We start from the raw sequence: 17,314 nt of genomic DNA on the forward strand, positions 1-17,314 counted from the left end.
CGAACCGAAAAAGTGGTGACCACTTTTTCTGGAAACGCTCCTATGGGCCACCAAATTCGGTCGAACTATGACGGCGGCGCCGTCTCGTTTTGGTTAACCGGGGCCTAAAAGCCGGCCCCGGTCAAAAATCGCCTTCGATCAGCCCTTGAGGACCTCGACCAGCGTGGTGCCCAGACGCGCCGGCGAGGGCGAGACCTTGATGCCCGCCGCTTCCATTGCGGCGATTTTCGATTCCGCGTCGCCCTTGCCGCCCGAGACCACGGCACCCGCGTGACCCATGGTCTTGCCCTTGGGTGCGGTGCGGCCCGCGATGAACCCGGCCATGGGTTTCGAACGACCCTTCTTGGCTTCGTCGATCAGGAACTGGGCGGCGTCTTCTTCGGCCGAGCCGCCGATTTCGCCGATCATGATGATCGATTGCGTGGCGTCGTCGGCCAGGAACATTTCGAGCACGTCGATGAATTCGGTGCCCTTGACCGGATCGCCGCCGATGCCGACCGCCGTGGTCTGGCCAAGGCCTTCATTTGTGGTCTGGAACACGGCTTCATATGTAAGCGTGCCCGAGCGCGACACAATGCCCACCGAGCCCTTGCGGAAGATCGAACCGGGCATGATGCCGATCTTGCATTCTTCCGGGGTGAGGATGCCGGGGCAGTTGGGGCCGAGCAGACGCGAATTGGAGCGGTCGAGGCGCGCCTTCACCCGCACCATGTCGGACACCGGGATGCCCTCGGTGATGCATGTGATGAACGGGATTTCCGCTTCGATCGCCTCGATGATGGCATCGGCCGCGCCCGCGGGGGGCACATAGATGACCGAAGCGTCCGCGCCGGTCTTTTCCTTGCCCTCGGCGACGGTCGCAAAGATGGGAAGCTGTTCCCCGCCGGCGCCCGACCAGGTTTCTCCGCCCTTTTTGGGGTGGATACCGCCGACCATCTGGGTGCCGTAATAGGCGAGCGCCTGTTCGGTGTGGAAGGTCCCCGTCTTGCCGGTCAGGCCCTGGACGAGGATCTTGGTGTTCTTGTCAACGAGAATGGACATGTCTTTGGCTAAATCCTGTCTGTTCGGGCTTTAAGCGACCGCCGCAACGATCTTCTGGGCGGCGTCATCGAGATCGTCGGCGGCGGTGATCGCCAGCCCCGATTCGTTGAGGATCTTCTTGCCCAGTTCGACATTGGTGCCTTCGAGGCGCACGACCAGCGGAATGGTCAGGCCCACTTCCTTGACGGCGGCGACGACGCCCTCGGCGATCACGTCGCACTTCATGATGCCGCCGAAGATATTGACCAGAATGCCCTCGACCTTGGGGTCGGCGGTGATGATCTTGAAGGCCGCCGCGACCTTTTCCTTGCTGGCGCCGCCGCCCACGTCACAGAAGTTCGCCGGCTCCTTGCCGTAGAGATGGATGATGTCCATGGTCGCCATGGCAAGCCCGGCGCCATTGACCATGCAGCCGATATTGCCGTCCATGGGCACATAGGCCAGGTCCCATTTGGACGCTTCGATTTCCTTGGCGTCTTCCTCGGTCTCGTCGCGCAGGGCGACGATGTCGGAATGGCGGAACAGGGCGTTGCCGTCGAAAGAGACCTTGGCATCGAGAACGCGCAGATGGCCGTCGGTCATCACGATCAGCGGGTTGATTTCGAGCAGCGCCATGTCTTTTTCGACGAACGCCTTGTAGAGCGCCGGAAAGAGGGACTTGGCGTCCTCGGCGGCAGCACCCTCGAGTTTGAGAGCGCTCGAAATCTCGGTCACGTTGGCGGCGCTGACGCCCGCTTCGGGATCGATGGCGACGGTGACGATCTTTTCGGGCGTGTCGTGGGCGACCTGCTCGATGTCCATGCCGCCTTCGGTGGACACAACGAACGCCACCTTGCCGACCGAGCGGTCGACCAGCAGCGAGCAGTAGAGCTCACGATCGATATCGGCGCCGTCCTCGATATAGAGGCGGTTGACCTGCTTGCCCGCATCGCCGGTCTGGGCGGTGACAAGGGTGTTGCCGAGCATGTCACGAACATTGGCCACGACCTCGTCGATCGACTTGGCGAGCCGCACGCCGCCCTTGGCGTCGGGCCCGAGTTCCTTGAACTTGCCCTTGCCGCGCCCGCCGGCGTGGATCTGGGACTTGACCACATAAAGCGGGCCGGGAAGCGATTTTGCAGCCGCTTCGGCCTCCTCGGCACTCATGATGGCCACGCCCTTGGCGACCGGGGCGCCGTAGCCCTTGAGCAGTTCCTTGGCCTGGTATTCGTGAATGTTCATTGCAGGTTCGAACCTTTTTTAACGTTCGGCAGAAAGGGAAAAGCCCGGAGGCGGAACCTCCGGGCCGGATCGGTTACGCCAGTTTCGGCGCGATCTTCTTGCAGGCCTCGACCAGCCCGTCGACCGATTGGACCGAAGCGTCGAACATCTTCTTTTCGGACGCGTTGAGCTCGATCTCGACGATCCGCTCGACGCCACCCGCACCGATCACCACCGGAACGCCGACATAGGTGTCCGACAGGCCGAACTGGCCGGTCAGGTGCGCGGCGCAGGGCAGGATACGCTTCTTGTCCTTGAGGTAGCATTCGGCCATCTCGACGGCCGAAGCGGCGGGGGCGTAAAAGGCCGAGCCGGTCTTGAGCAGGCCCACGATCTCGGCGCCGCCATCGCGGGTGCGCTGGATGATTTCGTCGAGCTTGTCCTTGCTCATCCAGCCCATCTTGACCATGTCGGGGAGCGGGATGCCGGCAACTGTGGAATAGCGGGCCAAGGGCACCATGGTATCGCCATGGCCACCCATGACGAACGCAGTGACGTCCTGGACCGAGACGTTGAGCTCGTCGGCGATGAAGTGGCGGAAGCGCGCGCTGTCGAGGACGCCCGCCATGCCGACGACCTTCTCGGCCGGAAGGCCGGAGAATTTCTGCAGCGCCCAGACCATGGCGTCGAGCGGATTGGTGATGCAGATCACGAACGCGTCGGGGGCGTATTTGGAAATGCCCGCGCCGACCTGTTCCATGACTTTCAAATTGATTTCCAGAAGGTCGTCGCGGCTCATGCCCGGCTTGCGCGGCACGCCGGCGGTGACGATGACCACGTCGGCGCCTTCGATGTCCTTGTATTCGGACGTGCCCTTGAGGGTGGAATTATACCCTTCGACCGGGCCGGACTGGGCCAGATCGAGCGCCTTGCCCTGCGGCACGCCGTCAACGATATCGAACAGCATGACGTCGCCAAGTTCCTTGAGCGCCACCAGATGTGCGAGTGTCCCCCCGATCTGACCGGCACCGATCAGAGCGATTTTCTTACGCGCCATGAGCAAGTTTCCCTATAGGTAAAGTAACGTTTTCCTCGCGCCCTCCATAGACCTTGTGACCTTTGGACGCAAGTGAACCCTTCGTCTAACGATCAAGGATTGTTTGGAAGGAGCGCCAACCTCCGGCGCCGAAGCGGCCGGAGGTGCAATGCGGCGAGGCTGGGGGTACTGGATCCCTGATCAGGTCCGGGATGACAATGGGAAGGGAGAAAGGAGAGAGACGGACCAAGTTCAAGACTTTCCCCGCTACGTCAATTAAGTCAGGAAGGCTGACCTGAACCGGTGCGCAGGGGTTGGGCGATGTAATCGGCCGAGCGCATTTCTTCCAGCCGGGACAGGCAGCGCGCGAACTCGAACCGGGTCCTCTCGTCCTGGGCGAGATCGTCGAGCGGGGCGGCAAAGCTGGCGGCGAGCTTGACCCCGCGATCGTAGAGGGTGTCGACGAGCAGGATGAAGCGTTTCGAAGCGTCCGATTTCAACCGCGAAAACACCGGCACATGATCGATCATCAGCGTGTGGAAGCGGTTGGCGAGCTTGAGGTAATCGCGCGCGCCGAGCGGGCGTTCGCACAGATCGGCGAAATTAAAGCGCGCGACGCCCATGGCCTGAGCGGGCACGGTAATGACACGGCCAAGACTTTCAACGGCATCGGGCCTGGGCTCCGCCCCGCCGGTCAAATGGCCAAACAGCGCATCCATCTGGGCGTCCGTCTCCGGGCCGTTGCCGATCCTGTACACGTCCTGCGCGTCGAGTTTTTCGCGCCGGTAATCGGTGTCCGCATCGAGGTTGAACACATCCGCATGCGCGGTGAGCAGATCGATGAAAGGCTCGAAAAGCTGGCGGTTAAGCCCGTTCCAATAGAGTTTTTCGGGCGGGATGTTGGAGGTGGCCACCACCACGACCCCATCGGCAAACAGGATTTCGAACAGCCGGGAAAGCAGCATGGCGTCGGTGATGTCGGAAACGAAGAACTCGTCGAAACACAAAAGCCGCACCGAGCGGGTGATGGGCCGCGCCACCGCCGGAATGGGATCGCGAGACCCCTTGGTCCCGGGATTTTCTGAACGGAACTTGGCGATCGCCTCGTGCACCTCGTTCATGAATTCGTGGAAATGCACGCGCCGTTTGGCGGCGACCGGGACGGTTTTGAAAAACAGATCCATGAGCATGGTCTTGCCCCGGCCCACATCGCCCCAGATGTAAAGGCCCTTCGGCGCTTCGCGGCGGCGCTTGAACAGCGAGGCAATGACCGAACCCGAGCGCGCTTCGAGCCGTTCGAGTCCCTCGGCAACGCGCTGGAGTTTTTCGACTGCACGCTTTTGCGCCGCGTCGGGCTTGACCTGCCCGGCGACGATCATGTCGGCATACGCATCGACAATGGAGCCCGATGCCCCTTCGGTCCCGGTCAAGCCCTCAAACCCGGTTAACCGACCATGGAAACCGGCTGCCCGCCGGCCAGCGTGCCCACGAACCTGTTTCCGCTCTGGAACAGGGTGCCCACCAATTCGTCGGCCTCGTTATAGAGCTGGATCTGGTTGCCCAGCAGGTTCCACGAGGTCACTTCGGTCAGGCCCTCGACAAGACAACCCGGCGTCGAGGCCCGGTAGCGGCCGGTGGAGCCCTTGGCCGTGTAGGTGAGGTTGAGGCGGCATTGTTCGGCGCCGACCATCATGGTCCAACCGCCCAGAAGCTGCTCGATGGTGACGCTGCCCGTCAGATTGCGGCCGCCCGTGGTGTTGCCCGGACTGCCCACATCGTCGAGCAGAAAGCCGGGCGAGCTTGTCGAATTGCTGCCGTCCAGCGATGCCGTATTGCCCGGCACGGTGGGCGTGCCGGTGGTCGAGGGGGAATTTTCCGGCAGCACGGTCGATCCGTCGATGGGGGGCAGATCGGAGGTGGAAACCGCCCCGGTCTGCACAGGCTGAAGCGTGGGCGCCGGTGGCGTGGCGGTGACTGTCGGTGTCGACCGGCCGAACGAGGTCGGCGAACAGGCGGCGAGTATGCCGGTGGCGCCGATGACCATCGTCATTGCGAGTGATCGTGTGAGAGTTCCAACCATAACAGCTCCATGTTTCGGCCCGGACGGGATTTGCGGGAACGCAATGCGTTCCGTACCGTTCCAACGGCGCTGCCGGCGGCCTGACCCATCCGCTTTAAGGCGGCAGCGCTCACAACTCAAGCCCTCCGGACCGCTCCGAGGGGTTCGCCGTTAACTATTGTGGCCAATATGGCGGTTGTGGGACAAGATCGGTCCGCTCCCCGTGGCGGACGCGTAACAAGGAAGACCGGATGGCATTTTACGTCCACGCCAAATCTTTGATGACCTCGATTGCCGGCAGCTTCTGGTTCGTGCCCCTGCTCATGGCGCTGGCCGGTCTCGCATTGGGCAATCTTTTCGTGTTCATCGACGCTCTGGACGCCCTGTCGGGGCTGCGCGAGCAATCCTTTTATCCCCGGTTCGGTCCGGAAGGGGCACGCGCGGTCCTCACGACAATCGCCGGCGGCATGATGACAATGGCTTCGCTGGTCTTTTCGCTGACCTTTGTGGGGCTGACCCAGCTTTCAAGCCAGCTCGGCCCGCGCGTCCTGATGATGTTCATGGAGGATAGGGCCACCCAACTGGTTCTCGGCGCCTTTGTCGGGGTGTTCCTGTTTGCGCTCGTGGTGCTGGGCGAGGTGAGCGAGCTCGATGACGGTTTCGTGCCCGACCTTGCGGTCGCCGCCACCATCGTCATCGCCACCGGCGCGTTCGGGCTCGTGATCTATTTCGTCCATCACATGGCGCTGGCCATCCAGGCCGACGTTATCGTCGCCGATCTGGGCAGACGGTTTGCCAGGGCCATCGGCCGGGTGGCCCGCAAGGCTCAGACCTGCGACATCGCCCGGGCCAACCGCCATGTTGCCGAGTTCGAGGGATTTGCGGGCACGCCCGTCCCGGCGCCCTCAAGCGGCTATATCCGCCATATCGCCTATGACCGGCTGCTCGACATTCTCCAGACCGGAGGCTTGCGGCTGGTGATCGATTTGCGGGTCGACGACTATGTGGGCGAAGCCATGCCCATGGCCCATGTGGAAGGCCCAGCCCCCGATGTCGGCGCGCTGGCCAAATGCTTTACACTCGGGCCGCGCCGCGACGTGCTTCAGGAAGCGACCTATGAGGCACGCGCCCTGATCGACATAGCGCTGCGTGGGCTCTCGCCCGGCATCAACGACCCCAACACCGCCGTTGCGGCGATCGATCATATGAGCGGAGCCCTGCTGCCGCTCGTCCGCTCCGAGGGGGTGCCGCGCGTTCTGTTTACCGAGGACGGCCGCGCCGCGCTCAGGCGGCCCGATCTGGGACTGACCCATTACCTCGATCTGATCGTGCCCGCCCTGCTGCCGGCCATGCGCACCGATACCCTGGCCACCGAAAGGCTGATCGAGCTCTTGATCCTGTTCGACCGCGTCAGCCGTCAGGACGACGCGCGCGAAACGATCGCCAAATGGCGCAAGGTGATGGCGCGCGACGTGGACAACCACCAACTGCCGCAAACCATGGTGGACTGGCTCAAGGAAAAGGCGGCGGAGTGAGGTGTTGCGCGAACACGTGCTCAAACCACGTTGTCTCCATCCTGGTCATCCCGGGCGAAGACTCGGGATCCAGTAAGCGGCAGAGTCGGTGGCTTTGTCTCTGGCGTTGAGTGTGCTGGGCCCCGGGTCAAGCCCGGGGTGACAGGGTGGGGAAAGCGGCAGCGGCGTTGCCCAATGGGATCGCTGCAAGCGGCGCTAGAGCGTGTCCAGCAAAAGCATGTCCTCGACGCGATCGGGGATGGAAACGGTTTTGCGGTTCGGACACGCGATAAAACAAAGGCTTAGAGCCAAGGATTTGATTCAATCAAATCCTGAACGGCTCTAGCGCGCGATCATGTCTTTGAGCAGCGCTTCGGCCAGAGGCTGGGCGTCGCGTGCCTCGTGGGTGGGAACGGCGATGGCCAGCCCCTTGCCCGTCAGCCCCGTTCCTATGCCCGGCAGGCCGCCATCGGCGATTTCGCGCGGGGTGAACCCGTGGGCGCGAAGGGCGGTGACCATGAGCCGGGCCACCGATTCGCGTTCGACATAAAGGATCGTTTCGTAATCGGTCATGGCCGGCATCCTCAAAACAAAAGGGCCCGGGAAAAGCCCCGGACCCCTCTAATGTATCAGAATCGGCAGGGTTCAGGCCACCTTGCGTTCGACCATCATCTTCTTGATTTCGGCGATCGCCTTGGCCGGGTTGAGCCCCTTGGGGCAGACCTTGGCGCAGTTCATGATGGTGTGGCAGCGATAGAGCTTGAAGGGGTCTTCGAGGTCGTCGAGGCGTTCCGAGGTGGCTTCGTCGCGGCTGTCGATCAGCCAGCGATAGGCCTGCAACAGCACGGCCGGGCCGAGATATTTTTCGCCATTCCACCAATAGGACGGGCACGAGGTCGAACAGCACGCGCACAATATGCACTCGTAAAGCCCGTCGAGCTTGGCGCGATCTTCCTTGGTCTGCAGCCATTCGGTGTCGGGGGTCGGCGTCTTGGTCTGCAGCCAGGGCTGCACCGATTTGTGCTGTTCGTAAAATGTCGAAAGATCGGGCACCAGGTCCTTGACCACCGGCATATGTGGCAGCGGATAGACCGCGATCGCGCCGGACGAAACCTCGTCCATGCCCTTGGTGCAGGCCAGCGTATTGGCGCCGTCGATGTTCATGGCGCACGACCCGCAAATCCCCTCGCGGCACGAGCGGCGCAGGGTGAGGGTGGGATCGATAGTGTTCTTGATCCACAACAGCGCGTCGAGAATCATCGGGCCGCAATCGTCGAGATCGACGAAATAGGTGTCGATGCGCGGATTATCGCCCGTGTCGGGATCGTAGCGATAGACCCTGTATTCACGCAGCCGGGTGGCGCCCTCCGGCTTGGGCCAGGTCTTGCCCTTTTTGGGGCGGGAGCGTTTGTCGAGGACGAGTTCAGCCATTTGTCGTTCGCTCCTTAGTAAACGCGGGCCTTGGGCGCGATCTTTTTGAGATCGATGCCATCGGTCAAAGGATCGACGTGGACCGGGCGGTAGCCGAGCGTCACCTTGCCCGCATCATTCACCCAGCTCAGCGTGTGCTTGCGCCAGTTGACGTCGTCGCGGTCGGCGAAATCCTCGCGGGCGTGGGCGCCGCGGCTCTCCTTGCGCGCCTCGGCCGAATAGACCGTGGTGATCGCGTTGGCCATGAGGTTTTCAAGCTCGAGGGTTTCCACAAGGTCCGAATTCCAGATCATCGAACGGTCGGTGACCTTGATGTCGGCAAGTTCGGCCCAGATGTCGGAAATCCGCTTGCAGCCGGCTTCGAGCGTTTCCTGGGTGCGGAACACGGCGGCGTCTTCCTGCATGGCGCGCTGCATCTTGTCGCGCAGCCTGGCGGTCGGGGAAGTGCCATTGGCGTTGCGCAGCCGGTCGAACCGGGCGAGGATCTTGTCGTCCTGGGCGGCGTTGATCGCCGGGATCGGTGCAGTTCTGTCCATCACCTCACCGGCCCGCAGCGCGGCGGCGCGGCCGAACACCACGAGATCGGTCAGCGAGTTCGAACCCAGCCGGTTGGCGCCGTGCACCGAGGCGCAGGCCGCTTCGCCCACCGCCATCAGCCCCGGGACGACCCGGTCGGGATCGGCCTCGGTGGGGTTGAGCACTTCACCGTGATAATTGGCCGGGATGCCGCCCATATTGTAGTGAACGGTGGGGATGACCGGGATCGGCTCGCGGGTGAGATCGACCCCGGCAAAGATCTTCGCCGATTCCGAAATGCCCGGCAGGCGCTCATGGAGCACGGCGGGATCGAGATGGTCGAGGTGCAGGAAGATATGGTCGCCCTTGGCGCCCACACCCCGCCCCTCGCGGATTTCCATGGTCATGCAGCGCGAAACGACGTCGCGGCTGGCCAGGTCCTTGGCGTTGGGAGCATAGCGCTCCATGAAGCGCTCGCCTTCCGAATTGACCAGATAGCCGCCCTCCCCGCGTGCGCCCTCGGTGATCAGGCAGCCCGAGCCGTAAATGCCGGTGGGGTGGAACTGGACGAATTCCATATCCTGGAGCGGCAGGCCGGCGCGGGCCACCATGCCGTTGCCATCGCCGGTGCAGGTGTGGGCCGACGTGGCCGAGAAATAGGCGCGCCCGTACCCGCCGGTGGCCAGCACCACCATCTTGGCGCGGAAGCGGTGGATGGTGCCGTCGTCGAGCTTCCAGGCGATGACGCCCTGACATTCGCCGTTCTCGCCCATGATGAGGTCGAGCGCGAAATATTCGACGAAGAACTCGGCATTGTTGCGCAGCGATTGGCCGTAAAGCGTGTGCAGGATGGCATGGCCGGTGCGGTCGGCGGCGGCGCAGGTGCGCTGCACCGGGGGGCCTTCGCCATATTCGGTCATGTGGCCGCCAAACGGGCGCTGGTAGATCTTGCCCTCTTCGGTGCGCGAAAAGGGCACGCCGTAATGTTCGAGCTCGTAGATCGCGGCGGGCGCCTCGCGCGCCAGATATTCCATGGCGTCATTGTCGCCCAGCCAGTCCGACCCCTTGACGGTATCGTACATATGCCACTGCCAGCTATCGGGGCCCATGTTCTGGAGCGAGGCGGCGATGCCGCCCTGCGCCGCGACCGTGTGCGAGCGGGTGGGGAACACCTTTGTGACGCAGGCTGTCGAAAAGCCCTGCTCGGCCATGCCCAGCGTGGCGCGCAGTCCCGCGCCGCCGGCGCCGACCACCACGACGTCATAGGCGTGGTCGATGATTTGGTAAGCCGAAGCCATGAGCGAAATTAACCTCCGAAGGCGAGGACGAGAACCGAGACCAGCGCGACGATGCCCACGATCACGGTGAAAATGGTGTTGGCCGCCTTGGCCAGCGAGTGATTGCGCGGCTCGTGGATGTAATCCTCGATCACTTCGTTCATGCCGTTGCGCATATGGATGAAGGCGACGGCGAACAGGACGATGGCGAGGATGGAAACCAGCGGATTGGCGAAGGTCGCCGTCATTTGCGCCCGGTCGGCGCCCGCAAGCGAAACGACCAGCCAGATCAAGAACCCGACAAGCACGATGTTGCTCGCGCCGGTGACGCGCTGGAGAATGAACGCGCCGGTGCCTTTTTCTTTCGGATTGGTCTGCATTGCCGTCCCCCTAGAACCAGACGAACACGGCCCAGACAAGGACCGTGGCCACAATCGAGAAAACCAGCGTGGCAAGCGTGATGGCCTCGCGGCTGGCCGCATCGAACCCCGCCCCGGTGTCCCAGACGAAATGCTTGAGCCCGCCGGCCATGTGATGGAACAGCGTCCAGGTGTAGAGGAACAGCCCGATCTGGATGATCGGATGGCCGAAGAACCCCTGCACCGCCGAAAGCTGGTCCTGCCCCAGCGCCGCGGCCCCCAGCCACAGGGCAAACAGCACGGTGCCCAGATACAGCCCGATCCCCAGCACGCGATGCAGGATCGAAAGCGTCATGGTGAGGGTGAAGCGATAGACGGAAAGATGCGGGGACGTCGGTCGGAATTGCGCCATTGTCTGCCTCGATCTGGCCCGCGCGGAACCGCCGGGCACACAGCGCCGGTTGCCCGGCAGAAAACCTGGGGCCAACTTCTAATCGCGCTTTCCCCATTCGTCAAAGGGCCGCGCTTACGTCTTTGGTCGGAAAAAGGCCAAGGCGAAGCCGGCTAAAATATTGACTTTAAAGGTCATATTTTGGTCCGACCCAGGACGGCGATGGCTAAGTCGTGGCAGGAGCGGGGAAATGTCAGCCAGGTTTACCTTTAACGTAAAGCAGCCCTTTCCCGGCCCCGGCGAGCGCAACAAAGAGCAAAAAAATGCGCTTGCGGGTCCCGATGCCGGCTAGGTCGGGCCGAAAAGCCCGCCGGTGACCCATGCGAGCAGGTGCGGATTGCTCCAGAGCACCCAGGCAGCGACGGCCAGAGCGGCCAGCAGCACCAGCCCGAACAGCTTTCTGACCAGCGAAAAGACAAGCCAGAAGGCCACCAGCGCAATGGCGCCGATGACGATGAGCGAAACACTGTCGGTGGGAATCCTCGCCTCCCTGGAAAATCTGGCCGGCGGCCGATTACGCCGCGCAAGGGCGGCTTTTTGATGTCACCTTGGGTCCGAATCGGGCTGGACCGCCTCCGGTCCCACGTTCAATTCCCGCGCCAGGGCGCCGGCCACGCTCCGCAGCTCCAGCCACTCCGCTTCGCTCAACCCTTCGAGCAATCCGGCCAGAATGGCCTCGCGCGCCGCGCAGGCCGCATCGACGGCGGCCAATCCCTTTTCGGTGATTTCGAGACGGCCCGAGCGGCGGTCCGGCCCGGCAAGACGCCGCGCCAACCCCTGGCGCACCAGCCCCTCGACGAGCCGGGAGGCCGTGGGGACCGATATCTTTTCCTGTGCCGCCAACCGGCCGATGGTGTTGGCCCTCAAGAAATGGATCACCGAAAGCGCCGAAAGCTGGGCGGCGCTGCACCCGGTCTGGCGGTCCGCAGCCTGCAGCGCCCTGTCGAGCGGCAGCACCGTGCGATGGAGCAATTGCAGGGCCCGCGACTTATGGGATTGGGTCACGCATTTTCCCTTTCAATTAGCATTGCTAACTGTTAGCATAGCTATATACTATCGACAACACCGCAAGATCGGAGTGCTCATAATGGAGCTTCACCGCGGCCGCCTTATCGATCATGTTCATCTGCGCGTGAAAGACCTCGAAAAGAGCCGGGATTTCTACCGCGCCGCACTCGGCGCGCTGGGCCGCGAGCTGACCTTTGAGACCGACGCGTTCTTCGTATCGGACGAATTGTTCGTCGATGCCGCCGATACCTATGTCACCAGGGTGCATCTGGCGTTCCAGACCGACGGCCCCGAGATGGTGCGGGCCTTTCACGCAGCGTCGCTTGAGGCCGGGGGCACCGACAACGGCGCGCCGGGCGAACGGCCCTATCACCCGGGCTATTATGCCTGCTTCATTCTCGATCCCGATGGCAACAATATCGAGGCGGTCTGGCACGGCCCGCACCAGCGCAACGCGGCATCGGTAGCCATCACCCCCGATATGCCATGAGCACCGATACCGCCCGGCTGACCCGCCCGATCCAGACCATGCCCGACGATGTCGCGGCCCGGCTGGACAGCGGCGGGCTGCGCGCGGCCTATGATGCCCGGCCCGCCTATCAGCGCAATGACTATCTGGGCTGGATCGCCCGCGCCCGGCGCCCCGCCACGCGCGAAAGACGGATCGCCCGGATGCTCGACGAACTGGCACGGGGCGGCGTCTATATGGCCATGAAATGGCGCGGTCAGACGTAATCGACCAGTTTCTTGTCCGGATCGTAGGGCTGGTCCTCGACCTCTTTTGTCACCGCCTGGCCACAGCGCATTGTGCCCGTCGCGGCATCAAAGACATAGTGGGGGGCGCCGTAAAGCAGCCAGCCTTCCGAGAGCGCCTTGGTCACCTTGTGGCAGAAGGCGGAATCGTCGTCGCCCGACAAAAAACGATAGATCATCATGGGATCAAACTTCTCCATTGGTATTCGGACCGGCACCATAGGGCCCCCGCCGGCTTATTTGAATCTCAATCGGACGCACGTTTTTATTTTGTCGCGATGTCGAACCGAAAAAGTCTGCAACTTTTTCTGATCTCGCTGATCCCCCTTGGTCGCGAGATCGAACCGAAAAAGGTCTGCAACTTTTTCTGATCTCGCTGATCCTCATTGGTCGCGAAATCGAATCGAAAAAGTCTGCAACTTTTTCTGATCTCGCCGGTCCCCAATGGTCGCGAGATCGAACCGAAAAAGTCTGCAACTTTTTCTGATCTCGCTCCGGGCGATTGATCTTGGCCGCGTCAGGGGCTAATCGGCAGGTGCGGATACAGTAATAAAGGATGCGAGCATGACGCAGCAATTCCCGCCCTTCCTGATCGAGGGCTACCGCAACTTCATGTCGGGGCGCTATGCGACCGAGAGCCAGCGCTACAGGAAGCTGGCCGACGAGGGCCAGAAGCCCACGACAATGGTGATTGCCTGCTGCGATTCCCGGGCCGCGCCCGAAACCATATTCGATGCCGGGCCGGGCCAGCTTTTCGTCCTGCGCAACGTCGCCAACCTTGTGCCGCCCTTCGGCCCGGACGCCGCCTATCACGGCACATCCTCGGCCATCGAGTTCGCGATCATTCATTTAAAGGTCGAAAATATCGTGGTCATGGGCCATGGCCGTTGCGGCGGCATTGCCGGGGCATTGGCCACCGCGGCGGGTCATGCGCCCGAAGGCGCCTTCATCGGCAAATGGCTGACCATGATCGAAGAGGTGGCCGGCAAGGTCGAGGCCAATTCGCTCCTCACCTCCTCCGAGCAGCAGACGGCGCTCGAACGCATCGTCATCCGGCAGTCGATCGGCAACCTCATGACTTTCCCCTTCGTCAAGGAGCGCGTCGAGGCCGGCGCACTTTCGCTGCACGGCGCGTGGTTCGACATTTCCTCGGGTGAACTCTGGACGATGAACGGGGAAAGCGGCGACTTCATGCGGCCCGAGCTTTAGCCGGAAGGCAAAGCCATCCCTTTCCCACCGCGTCATCCCGGGCTTGACCCGGGAACCAGTACGCTCAAAGACAATAGCCGATCCGGACGGTTCACCCCCCAACCGCCACGTCCAGCGCAATCTCCACCATATCGCTCAGCGATGTCTGGCGCGCTTCGGCGTCGATCTCGTCGCCGGTGATCAGGCAATCGGTCATGGTGCAGATGGTCAGCGCCTTCGCCCCGAACCGCGCGGCCAGCGTATAAAGCGTTGCCGCTTCCATCTCGACGCCCAGCACCCCGTGTTCGATCAGCCTGCCGTAAGCCTCGAGCCCGGAGGGATGGTAGAAGATGTCGGAGGAGACGATCCCGCCCACATGCACGGTCTTGCCCTTGGCCCGTGCTGCGTCGTCGGCGGCCCGCAACAGGGAGAAATCGGCGGCGGGCGCATAATTGTAGTTCCCGAACGCACCCGTAACGATCGTGGAATCGGTGGCCGCCGACGCCCCGATCACCACGTCGCGCACCTTGACCTTGGTGTTCAGCCCGCCGCAGGTGCCCACCCGGATCATGGTCTTGACGCCATAAGTGTTTAAAAGCTCATGCACATAAATCGCGGTGGAGGGCTGGCCCATGCCGGTCGCCTGCACCGAAACGGGCTCGCCGTTCCAGGTGCCGGTGAACCCCAGGCAATTGCGCACCGAATTGACCAGTTTCGCATCGCTCAGAAACGTCTCGGCAATCCATTTGGCACGCAGCGGGTCGCCGGGCAGAAGTACGGCTTCCGCGTAATCGCCGGGCTTGGCATGGTTGTGCGGAGTCATCTTTTATCCTTTGGTCAAAATCTGGCGCGCACCATACTTTGCGGCCTTGGCCCGTGCAATGGGCCGAGCCTGCTTGGCAAGCGGGCGCGATTGCATTAGAGACAGACGAGCCAAATCGTACCGCCGGGTACGGTTGCGCCTCGCGCGACGGACCGGCGCCTGTGTGGGAGATAAAGTCATGGACAAGTTCACGACATTGACGGGCGTTGCCGCGCCCATGCCGATCATCAATATCGACACCGACATGATCATCCCCAAACAATATCTCAAGACCATCAAGCGCACCGGTCTGGGCACGGCGCTGTTCGCCGAGATGCGCTACAATGAGGATGGCAGCGAAAAGGCAGATTTCGTTCTCAACAAGCCCGCCTACCGCGCCTCCAAAATCGTCATCGCCGGCGACAATTTCGGCTGCGGATCGTCGCGCGAACACGCCCCCTGGGCGCTGCTCGATTTCGGCATCAAATGCGTCATCTCCACGAGCTTTGCCGACATTTTCTACAATAACTGCTTCAAGAACGGCATCCTGCCCATCGTCGTCACCCCCCAACAGCTCGAAATGCTGCTCGACGACGCCGATCGCGGCTCGAACGCCACGCTGACCGTCGATCTGGAAAACCAGACGATTTCCGGCCCCGATGGCGGCACGATCACATTCGATATCGACCCGGGTCGCAAGCAGGTGCTGCTCGAAGGGCTCGACGACATCGCCATGACGCTCAAGAAAGACGAGACCATCGGCGGTTTCGAAAGCAAATTGGCCGAAGACAGGCCTTGGGTATAAAGGGCCCGATGCCGATGTCGCTCACCAGTCCCCAGATCGGCTTTATATCGGCGGGGATCGCATTGACGCTGGTGCTGGCGGTGATGGTCCCCACGCTCACCCCGCTGGTGCCGCCCTTTGCCGGATATGGTGGAACTCTAGTGCTGTATTGGGTCGGGTTCTGTCTGCCGGTATTTTTCATCTTTGTGCCGGCCCATCGGCGCCGGGCTCTGTTCAGCCTGACCCTTGAGAGCCGAGATCGCTGGATTCCGTTCGCCATCGGCGTACAGGTTCTGGCGGTGGCGATCGGGGCATTTGTACCCGTTGTCGGTGCGCTCACCCTCGTGGCACTGGCGATCGCGGGCGCCATGGCGCTGGTCAATGGTGTGCTGGAGGAGGCCGCTTGGCGCGGGACAGTGATCGAAGTGTTCGCGGACCGGCCCGTTGTCGGGTTTGCCATCAGTTGGGTGCTGTTTACGCTTTGGCATGTGCCTTTGGCGATGGCCGCAGGCACCGTCTATCCCAGTGGCCCGGCTGCGCTGATCGGCGGCGCGGCGGGGCTGGGGCTGTTCTGGAGCCTTATTGCATGGCGCACGCGTGCCATCGGCTGGATCAGCCTTGCCCATGTGGGCACCAACTTTTTTGCGTTTTCCGCCCTCAACGTGGAGAACGGCTGGGTCTGATACCCGTGCCCACTCACCAGAACCCTTAAAATCCGAAAGGTTTAAACCGCTCCATGGCCTCCAACACCCTTTTCCTCCTCCCCGGCGACGGCATCGGCACCGAGATCATGGCCGAGGTCGAAAAGCTCATCGCCCATCTCAATGGCAGCGGCGCGACCGATTTCGCCTATGACAAGGGCCTTGTCGGCGGCTGCGCCTATGATGCGCACGGGGTGGCCATTTCCGAAGAGGATATGGGCAAGGCGCTGGCCGCCGATGCGGTGATCTTTGGCGCGGTGGGCGGGCCGAAATGGGACGACGTGCCCTATGATGTGCGCCCCGAGGCGGGGCTGTTGCGCCTGCGCAAGGATCTGGGCCTGTTCGCCAATCTGCGCCCTGCCATCTGCTATTCGGCGCTCGCCGATGCCTCCTCGCTCAAAAAGGAACTGGTCGAAGGGCTCGATATCCTGATCGTGCGCGAATTGACCGGCGGGGTCTATTTCGGCGAACCCAAGGAAATCACCGATCTGGGCAATGGCCAGAAGCGTGCCGTCGACACCCAGGTTTACGAGAGCTATGAGATCGACCGTATCGCCCGCGTCGCTTTCGATCTGGCCATGACGCGCGGCAAAAAGGTCCATTCGGCCGACAAGAAGAACGTCATGAAGTCGGGCGTGTTGTGGGACGAGGTGGTCAAGCAGGCGGGCCGGGATTATCCCGAAATCGATCTGCACCATATCCTTGCCGATAACGCCGCCATGCAGCTCGTGCGCAATCCCAAACAGTTCGACGTGATGGTCACCGATAACCTCTTCGGCGATATTCTCTCGGACGCCGCCGCCATGCTGACCGGCTCGCTGGGCATGCTGCCCTCGGCCTCGCTGGGCGCTCCCGATCCCGCCACCGGCAAGCGCAAGGCGCTGTACGAGCCCGTGCACGGCTCGGCCCCCGATATCGCCGGGCAGGGCATCGCCAACCCCATCGCCATGTTCGCGTCCTTCGCCATGGCGCTGCGCTATTCGTTCGGCATGGTCGATCTGGCAGGCAAACTGGAAACGGCGATTTCCGACGTCCTCGAAGACGGCTTGCGCACCGGCGACATCATGCAGACCGGCTGCCGCAAGGTGACCACCAGCGAAATGGGCGACGCGATCATCGCGAAGCTGGGGTAGAGCCAGCCGTTAACCGCCACGCTGTCATCCCGGCCTTGAGCCGGGACCCCGCAAGCGGCAA

Annotated in this window: 21 protein-coding genes; 7 read left to right on the plus strand and 14 right to left on the minus strand. The window is 62.5% G+C overall.

Features of this window, described 5'->3' with window-relative positions:
- Positions 1-138 precede the first annotated feature (138 nt).
- The 5 genes from sucD to KKY_RS15570 all read right to left on the minus strand — a co-directional run bounded on the left by sucD (position 139) and on the right by KKY_RS15570 (position 5,327).
- Positions 139-1,041 carry a succinate--CoA ligase subunit alpha gene (gene sucD / locus KKY_RS15550; protein WP_014132325.1) on the minus strand — a complete coding sequence of 301 codons (903 nt, stop codon included), beginning with the start codon at positions 1,039-1,041 and terminating at the stop codon, positions 139-141.
- A gap of 30 nt (positions 1,042-1,071) precedes the next feature.
- Positions 1,072-2,262, minus strand: a complete 1,191-nt coding sequence (gene sucC / locus KKY_RS15555) for an ADP-forming succinate--CoA ligase subunit beta (RefSeq protein ID WP_014132326.1) — start codon at positions 2,260-2,262, stop codon at positions 1,072-1,074.
- A 73-nt stretch (positions 2,263-2,335) separates the two neighbouring features.
- Positions 2,336-3,298: a malate dehydrogenase gene (gene mdh / locus KKY_RS15560; protein WP_014132327.1), complete on the minus strand. Its 963-nt coding sequence runs from the start codon at positions 3,296-3,298 to the stop codon at positions 2,336-2,338.
- A 260-nt stretch (positions 3,299-3,558) separates the two neighbouring features.
- Entirely contained in the window at positions 3,559-4,707 is a 1,149-nt protein-coding gene (gene zapE / locus KKY_RS15565; protein WP_014132328.1) for a cell division protein ZapE, read from the minus strand.
- Between the two features lie 14 nt (positions 4,708-4,721).
- Entirely contained in the window at positions 4,722-5,327 is a 606-nt protein-coding gene (locus KKY_RS15570; RefSeq protein ID WP_041528830.1) for an AprI/Inh family metalloprotease inhibitor, read from the minus strand.
- Between the two features lie 260 nt (positions 5,328-5,587).
- On the opposite strand from KKY_RS15570, the gene KKY_RS15575 reads away from it, so the two are divergent.
- Positions 5,588-6,871 carry a DUF2254 domain-containing protein gene (locus tag KKY_RS15575; RefSeq protein WP_014132330.1) on the plus strand — a complete coding sequence of 428 codons (1,284 nt, stop codon included), beginning with the start codon at positions 5,588-5,590 and terminating at the stop codon, positions 6,869-6,871.
- A gap of 321 nt (positions 6,872-7,192) precedes the next feature.
- Here KKY_RS15575 and KKY_RS15580 read toward each other — a convergent pair whose 3' ends face one another.
- The 7 genes from KKY_RS15580 to KKY_RS19755 form a co-directional block, all read right to left on the minus strand.
- Entirely contained in the window at positions 7,193-7,423 is a 231-nt protein-coding gene (locus KKY_RS15580) for a hypothetical protein (protein ID WP_014132332.1), read from the minus strand.
- A gap of 72 nt (positions 7,424-7,495) precedes the next feature.
- Positions 7,496-8,281: a succinate dehydrogenase iron-sulfur subunit gene (locus KKY_RS15585; protein ID WP_014132333.1), complete on the minus strand. Its 786-nt coding sequence runs from the start codon at positions 8,279-8,281 to the stop codon at positions 7,496-7,498.
- Positions 8,282-8,295: 14 nt separating this feature from the next.
- Entirely contained in the window at positions 8,296-10,095 is a 1,800-nt protein-coding gene (gene sdhA / locus KKY_RS15590) for a succinate dehydrogenase flavoprotein subunit (protein ID WP_014132334.1), read from the minus strand.
- An 8-nt stretch (positions 10,096-10,103) separates the two neighbouring features.
- On the minus strand, positions 10,104-10,454 hold the full coding sequence (gene sdhD, locus KKY_RS15595) for a succinate dehydrogenase, hydrophobic membrane anchor protein (protein ID WP_014132335.1): 351 nt from the start codon (positions 10,452-10,454) through the stop codon (positions 10,104-10,106).
- A 10-nt stretch (positions 10,455-10,464) separates the two neighbouring features.
- Positions 10,465-10,845 carry a succinate dehydrogenase, cytochrome b556 subunit gene (gene sdhC, locus KKY_RS15600; RefSeq protein WP_014132336.1) on the minus strand — a complete coding sequence of 127 codons (381 nt, stop codon included), beginning with the start codon at positions 10,843-10,845 and terminating at the stop codon, positions 10,465-10,467.
- A gap of 327 nt (positions 10,846-11,172) precedes the next feature.
- On the minus strand, positions 11,173-11,316 hold the full coding sequence (locus tag KKY_RS20585) for a hypothetical protein (protein WP_014132337.1): 144 nt from the start codon (positions 11,314-11,316) through the stop codon (positions 11,173-11,175).
- A gap of 111 nt (positions 11,317-11,427) precedes the next feature.
- Positions 11,428-11,889: a MarR family winged helix-turn-helix transcriptional regulator gene (locus KKY_RS19755; protein WP_014132338.1), complete on the minus strand. Its 462-nt coding sequence runs from the start codon at positions 11,887-11,889 to the stop codon at positions 11,428-11,430.
- 82 nt (positions 11,890-11,971) lie between these two features.
- Here KKY_RS19755 and KKY_RS15610 point away from each other — a divergent pair, with 82 nt between their 5' ends.
- Together KKY_RS15610 and KKY_RS15615 are read left to right on the plus strand one after the other, a co-directional pair.
- The gene (locus KKY_RS15610) at positions 11,972-12,382 is read left to right on the plus strand and encodes a VOC family protein (RefSeq protein ID WP_014132339.1); all 411 of its coding nucleotides are present in this window, start codon (positions 11,972-11,974) and stop codon (positions 12,380-12,382) included.
- Positions 12,379-12,627 (plus strand): YdeI/OmpD-associated family protein, encoded by a 249-nt coding sequence (locus tag KKY_RS15615; RefSeq protein WP_014132340.1) that lies wholly within the window; start codon positions 12,379-12,381, stop codon positions 12,625-12,627. Before KKY_RS15610 ends, KKY_RS15615 begins: the two co-directional genes overlap by 4 nt.
- On the opposite strand, the gene KKY_RS15620 is transcribed toward KKY_RS15615, so the two are convergent.
- Positions 12,618-12,827 (minus strand): DUF1737 domain-containing protein, encoded by a 210-nt coding sequence (locus tag KKY_RS15620; protein ID WP_014132341.1) that lies wholly within the window; start codon positions 12,825-12,827, stop codon positions 12,618-12,620. The genes KKY_RS15615 and KKY_RS15620 overlap by 10 nt on opposite strands.
- 382 nt (positions 12,828-13,209) lie before the next feature.
- Between KKY_RS15620 and KKY_RS15625 the strand changes: the two genes are divergently transcribed.
- On the plus strand, positions 13,210-13,854 hold the full coding sequence (locus KKY_RS15625; RefSeq protein WP_014132342.1) for a carbonic anhydrase: 645 nt from the start codon (positions 13,210-13,212) through the stop codon (positions 13,852-13,854).
- 91 nt (positions 13,855-13,945) lie between these two features.
- Here the strand turns inward: KKY_RS15625 and deoD are convergent, their stop codons facing one another.
- Positions 13,946-14,656, minus strand: coding sequence for a purine-nucleoside phosphorylase (gene deoD / locus KKY_RS15630; protein ID WP_014132343.1), 711 nt, complete (start codon positions 14,654-14,656; stop codon positions 13,946-13,948).
- Positions 14,657-14,834: 178 nt separating this feature from the next.
- Between deoD and leuD the strand changes: the two genes are divergently transcribed.
- Genes leuD through leuB form a run of 3 tightly spaced genes read left to right on the plus strand, consistent with a single transcriptional unit; the run spans position 14,835 to position 17,253 of the window.
- Positions 14,835-15,440: a 3-isopropylmalate dehydratase small subunit gene (gene leuD, locus KKY_RS15635; protein WP_014132344.1), complete on the plus strand. Its 606-nt coding sequence runs from the start codon at positions 14,835-14,837 to the stop codon at positions 15,438-15,440.
- A 14-nt stretch (positions 15,441-15,454) separates the two neighbouring features.
- On the plus strand, positions 15,455-16,102 hold the full coding sequence (locus tag KKY_RS15640; RefSeq protein ID WP_014132345.1) for a CPBP family intramembrane glutamic endopeptidase: 648 nt from the start codon (positions 15,455-15,457) through the stop codon (positions 16,100-16,102).
- Between the two features lie 53 nt (positions 16,103-16,155).
- A complete protein-coding gene (leuB, locus tag KKY_RS15645) occupies positions 16,156-17,253 on the plus strand; it encodes a 3-isopropylmalate dehydrogenase (protein ID WP_014132346.1) in 1,098 nt (365 codons plus the stop codon).
- The last annotated feature ends 61 nt before the right edge of the window (positions 17,254-17,314 follow it).

It is taken from the genome of Pelagibacterium halotolerans B2 (assembly GCF_000230555.1).
Classification (GTDB): Bacteria; Pseudomonadota; Alphaproteobacteria; order Rhizobiales; family Devosiaceae; genus Pelagibacterium; species Pelagibacterium halotolerans.

Bases quoted from the DNA above. Each gene is read 5' to 3' on its own strand.
- KKY_RS15625 (WP_014132342.1), top strand. From the start codon at position 13,210: ATGACGCAGCAATTCCCGCCCTTCCTGATCGAGGGCTACCGCAACTTC.
- mdh (WP_014132327.1), bottom strand. From the start codon at position 3,298: ATGGCGCGTAAGAAAATCGCTCTGATCGGTGCCGGTCAGATCGGGGGG.
- KKY_RS15615 (WP_014132340.1), top strand. From the start codon at position 12,379: ATGAGCACCGATACCGCCCGGCTGACCCGCCCGATCCAGACCATGCCC.
- leuB (WP_014132346.1), top strand. From the start codon at position 16,156: ATGGCCTCCAACACCCTTTTCCTCCTCCCCGGCGACGGCATCGGCACC.
- sucC (WP_014132326.1), bottom strand. From the start codon at position 2,262: ATGAACATTCACGAATACCAGGCCAAGGAACTGCTCAAGGGCTACGGC.
- KKY_RS15580 (WP_014132332.1), bottom strand. From the start codon at position 7,423: ATGACCGATTACGAAACGATCCTTTATGTCGAACGCGAATCGGTGGCC.
- KKY_RS15585 (WP_014132333.1), bottom strand. From the start codon at position 8,281: ATGGCTGAACTCGTCCTCGACAAACGCTCCCGCCCCAAAAAGGGCAAG.
- KKY_RS15640 (WP_014132345.1), top strand. From the start codon at position 15,455: ATGTCGCTCACCAGTCCCCAGATCGGCTTTATATCGGCGGGGATCGCA.
- sdhC (WP_014132336.1), bottom strand. From the start codon at position 10,845: ATGGCGCAATTCCGACCGACGTCCCCGCATCTTTCCGTCTATCGCTTC.
- leuD (WP_014132344.1), top strand. From the start codon at position 14,835: ATGGACAAGTTCACGACATTGACGGGCGTTGCCGCGCCCATGCCGATC.
- KKY_RS15610 (WP_014132339.1), top strand. From the start codon at position 11,972: ATGGAGCTTCACCGCGGCCGCCTTATCGATCATGTTCATCTGCGCGTG.
- KKY_RS15570 (WP_041528830.1), bottom strand. From the start codon at position 5,327: ATGACGATGGTCATCGGCGCCACCGGCATACTCGCCGCCTGTTCGCCG.
- KKY_RS15620 (WP_014132341.1), bottom strand. From the start codon at position 12,827: ATGATGATCTATCGTTTTTTGTCGGGCGACGACGATTCCGCCTTCTGC.
- sdhA (WP_014132334.1), bottom strand. From the start codon at position 10,095: ATGGCTTCGGCTTACCAAATCATCGACCACGCCTATGACGTCGTGGTG.
- sucD (WP_014132325.1), bottom strand. From the start codon at position 1,041: ATGTCCATTCTCGTTGACAAGAACACCAAGATCCTCGTCCAGGGCCTG.
- KKY_RS15575 (WP_014132330.1), top strand. From the start codon at position 5,588: ATGGCATTTTACGTCCACGCCAAATCTTTGATGACCTCGATTGCCGGC.
- sdhD (WP_014132335.1), bottom strand. From the start codon at position 10,454: ATGCAGACCAATCCGAAAGAAAAAGGCACCGGCGCGTTCATTCTCCAG.
- deoD (WP_014132343.1), bottom strand. From the start codon at position 14,656: ATGACTCCGCACAACCATGCCAAGCCCGGCGATTACGCGGAAGCCGTA.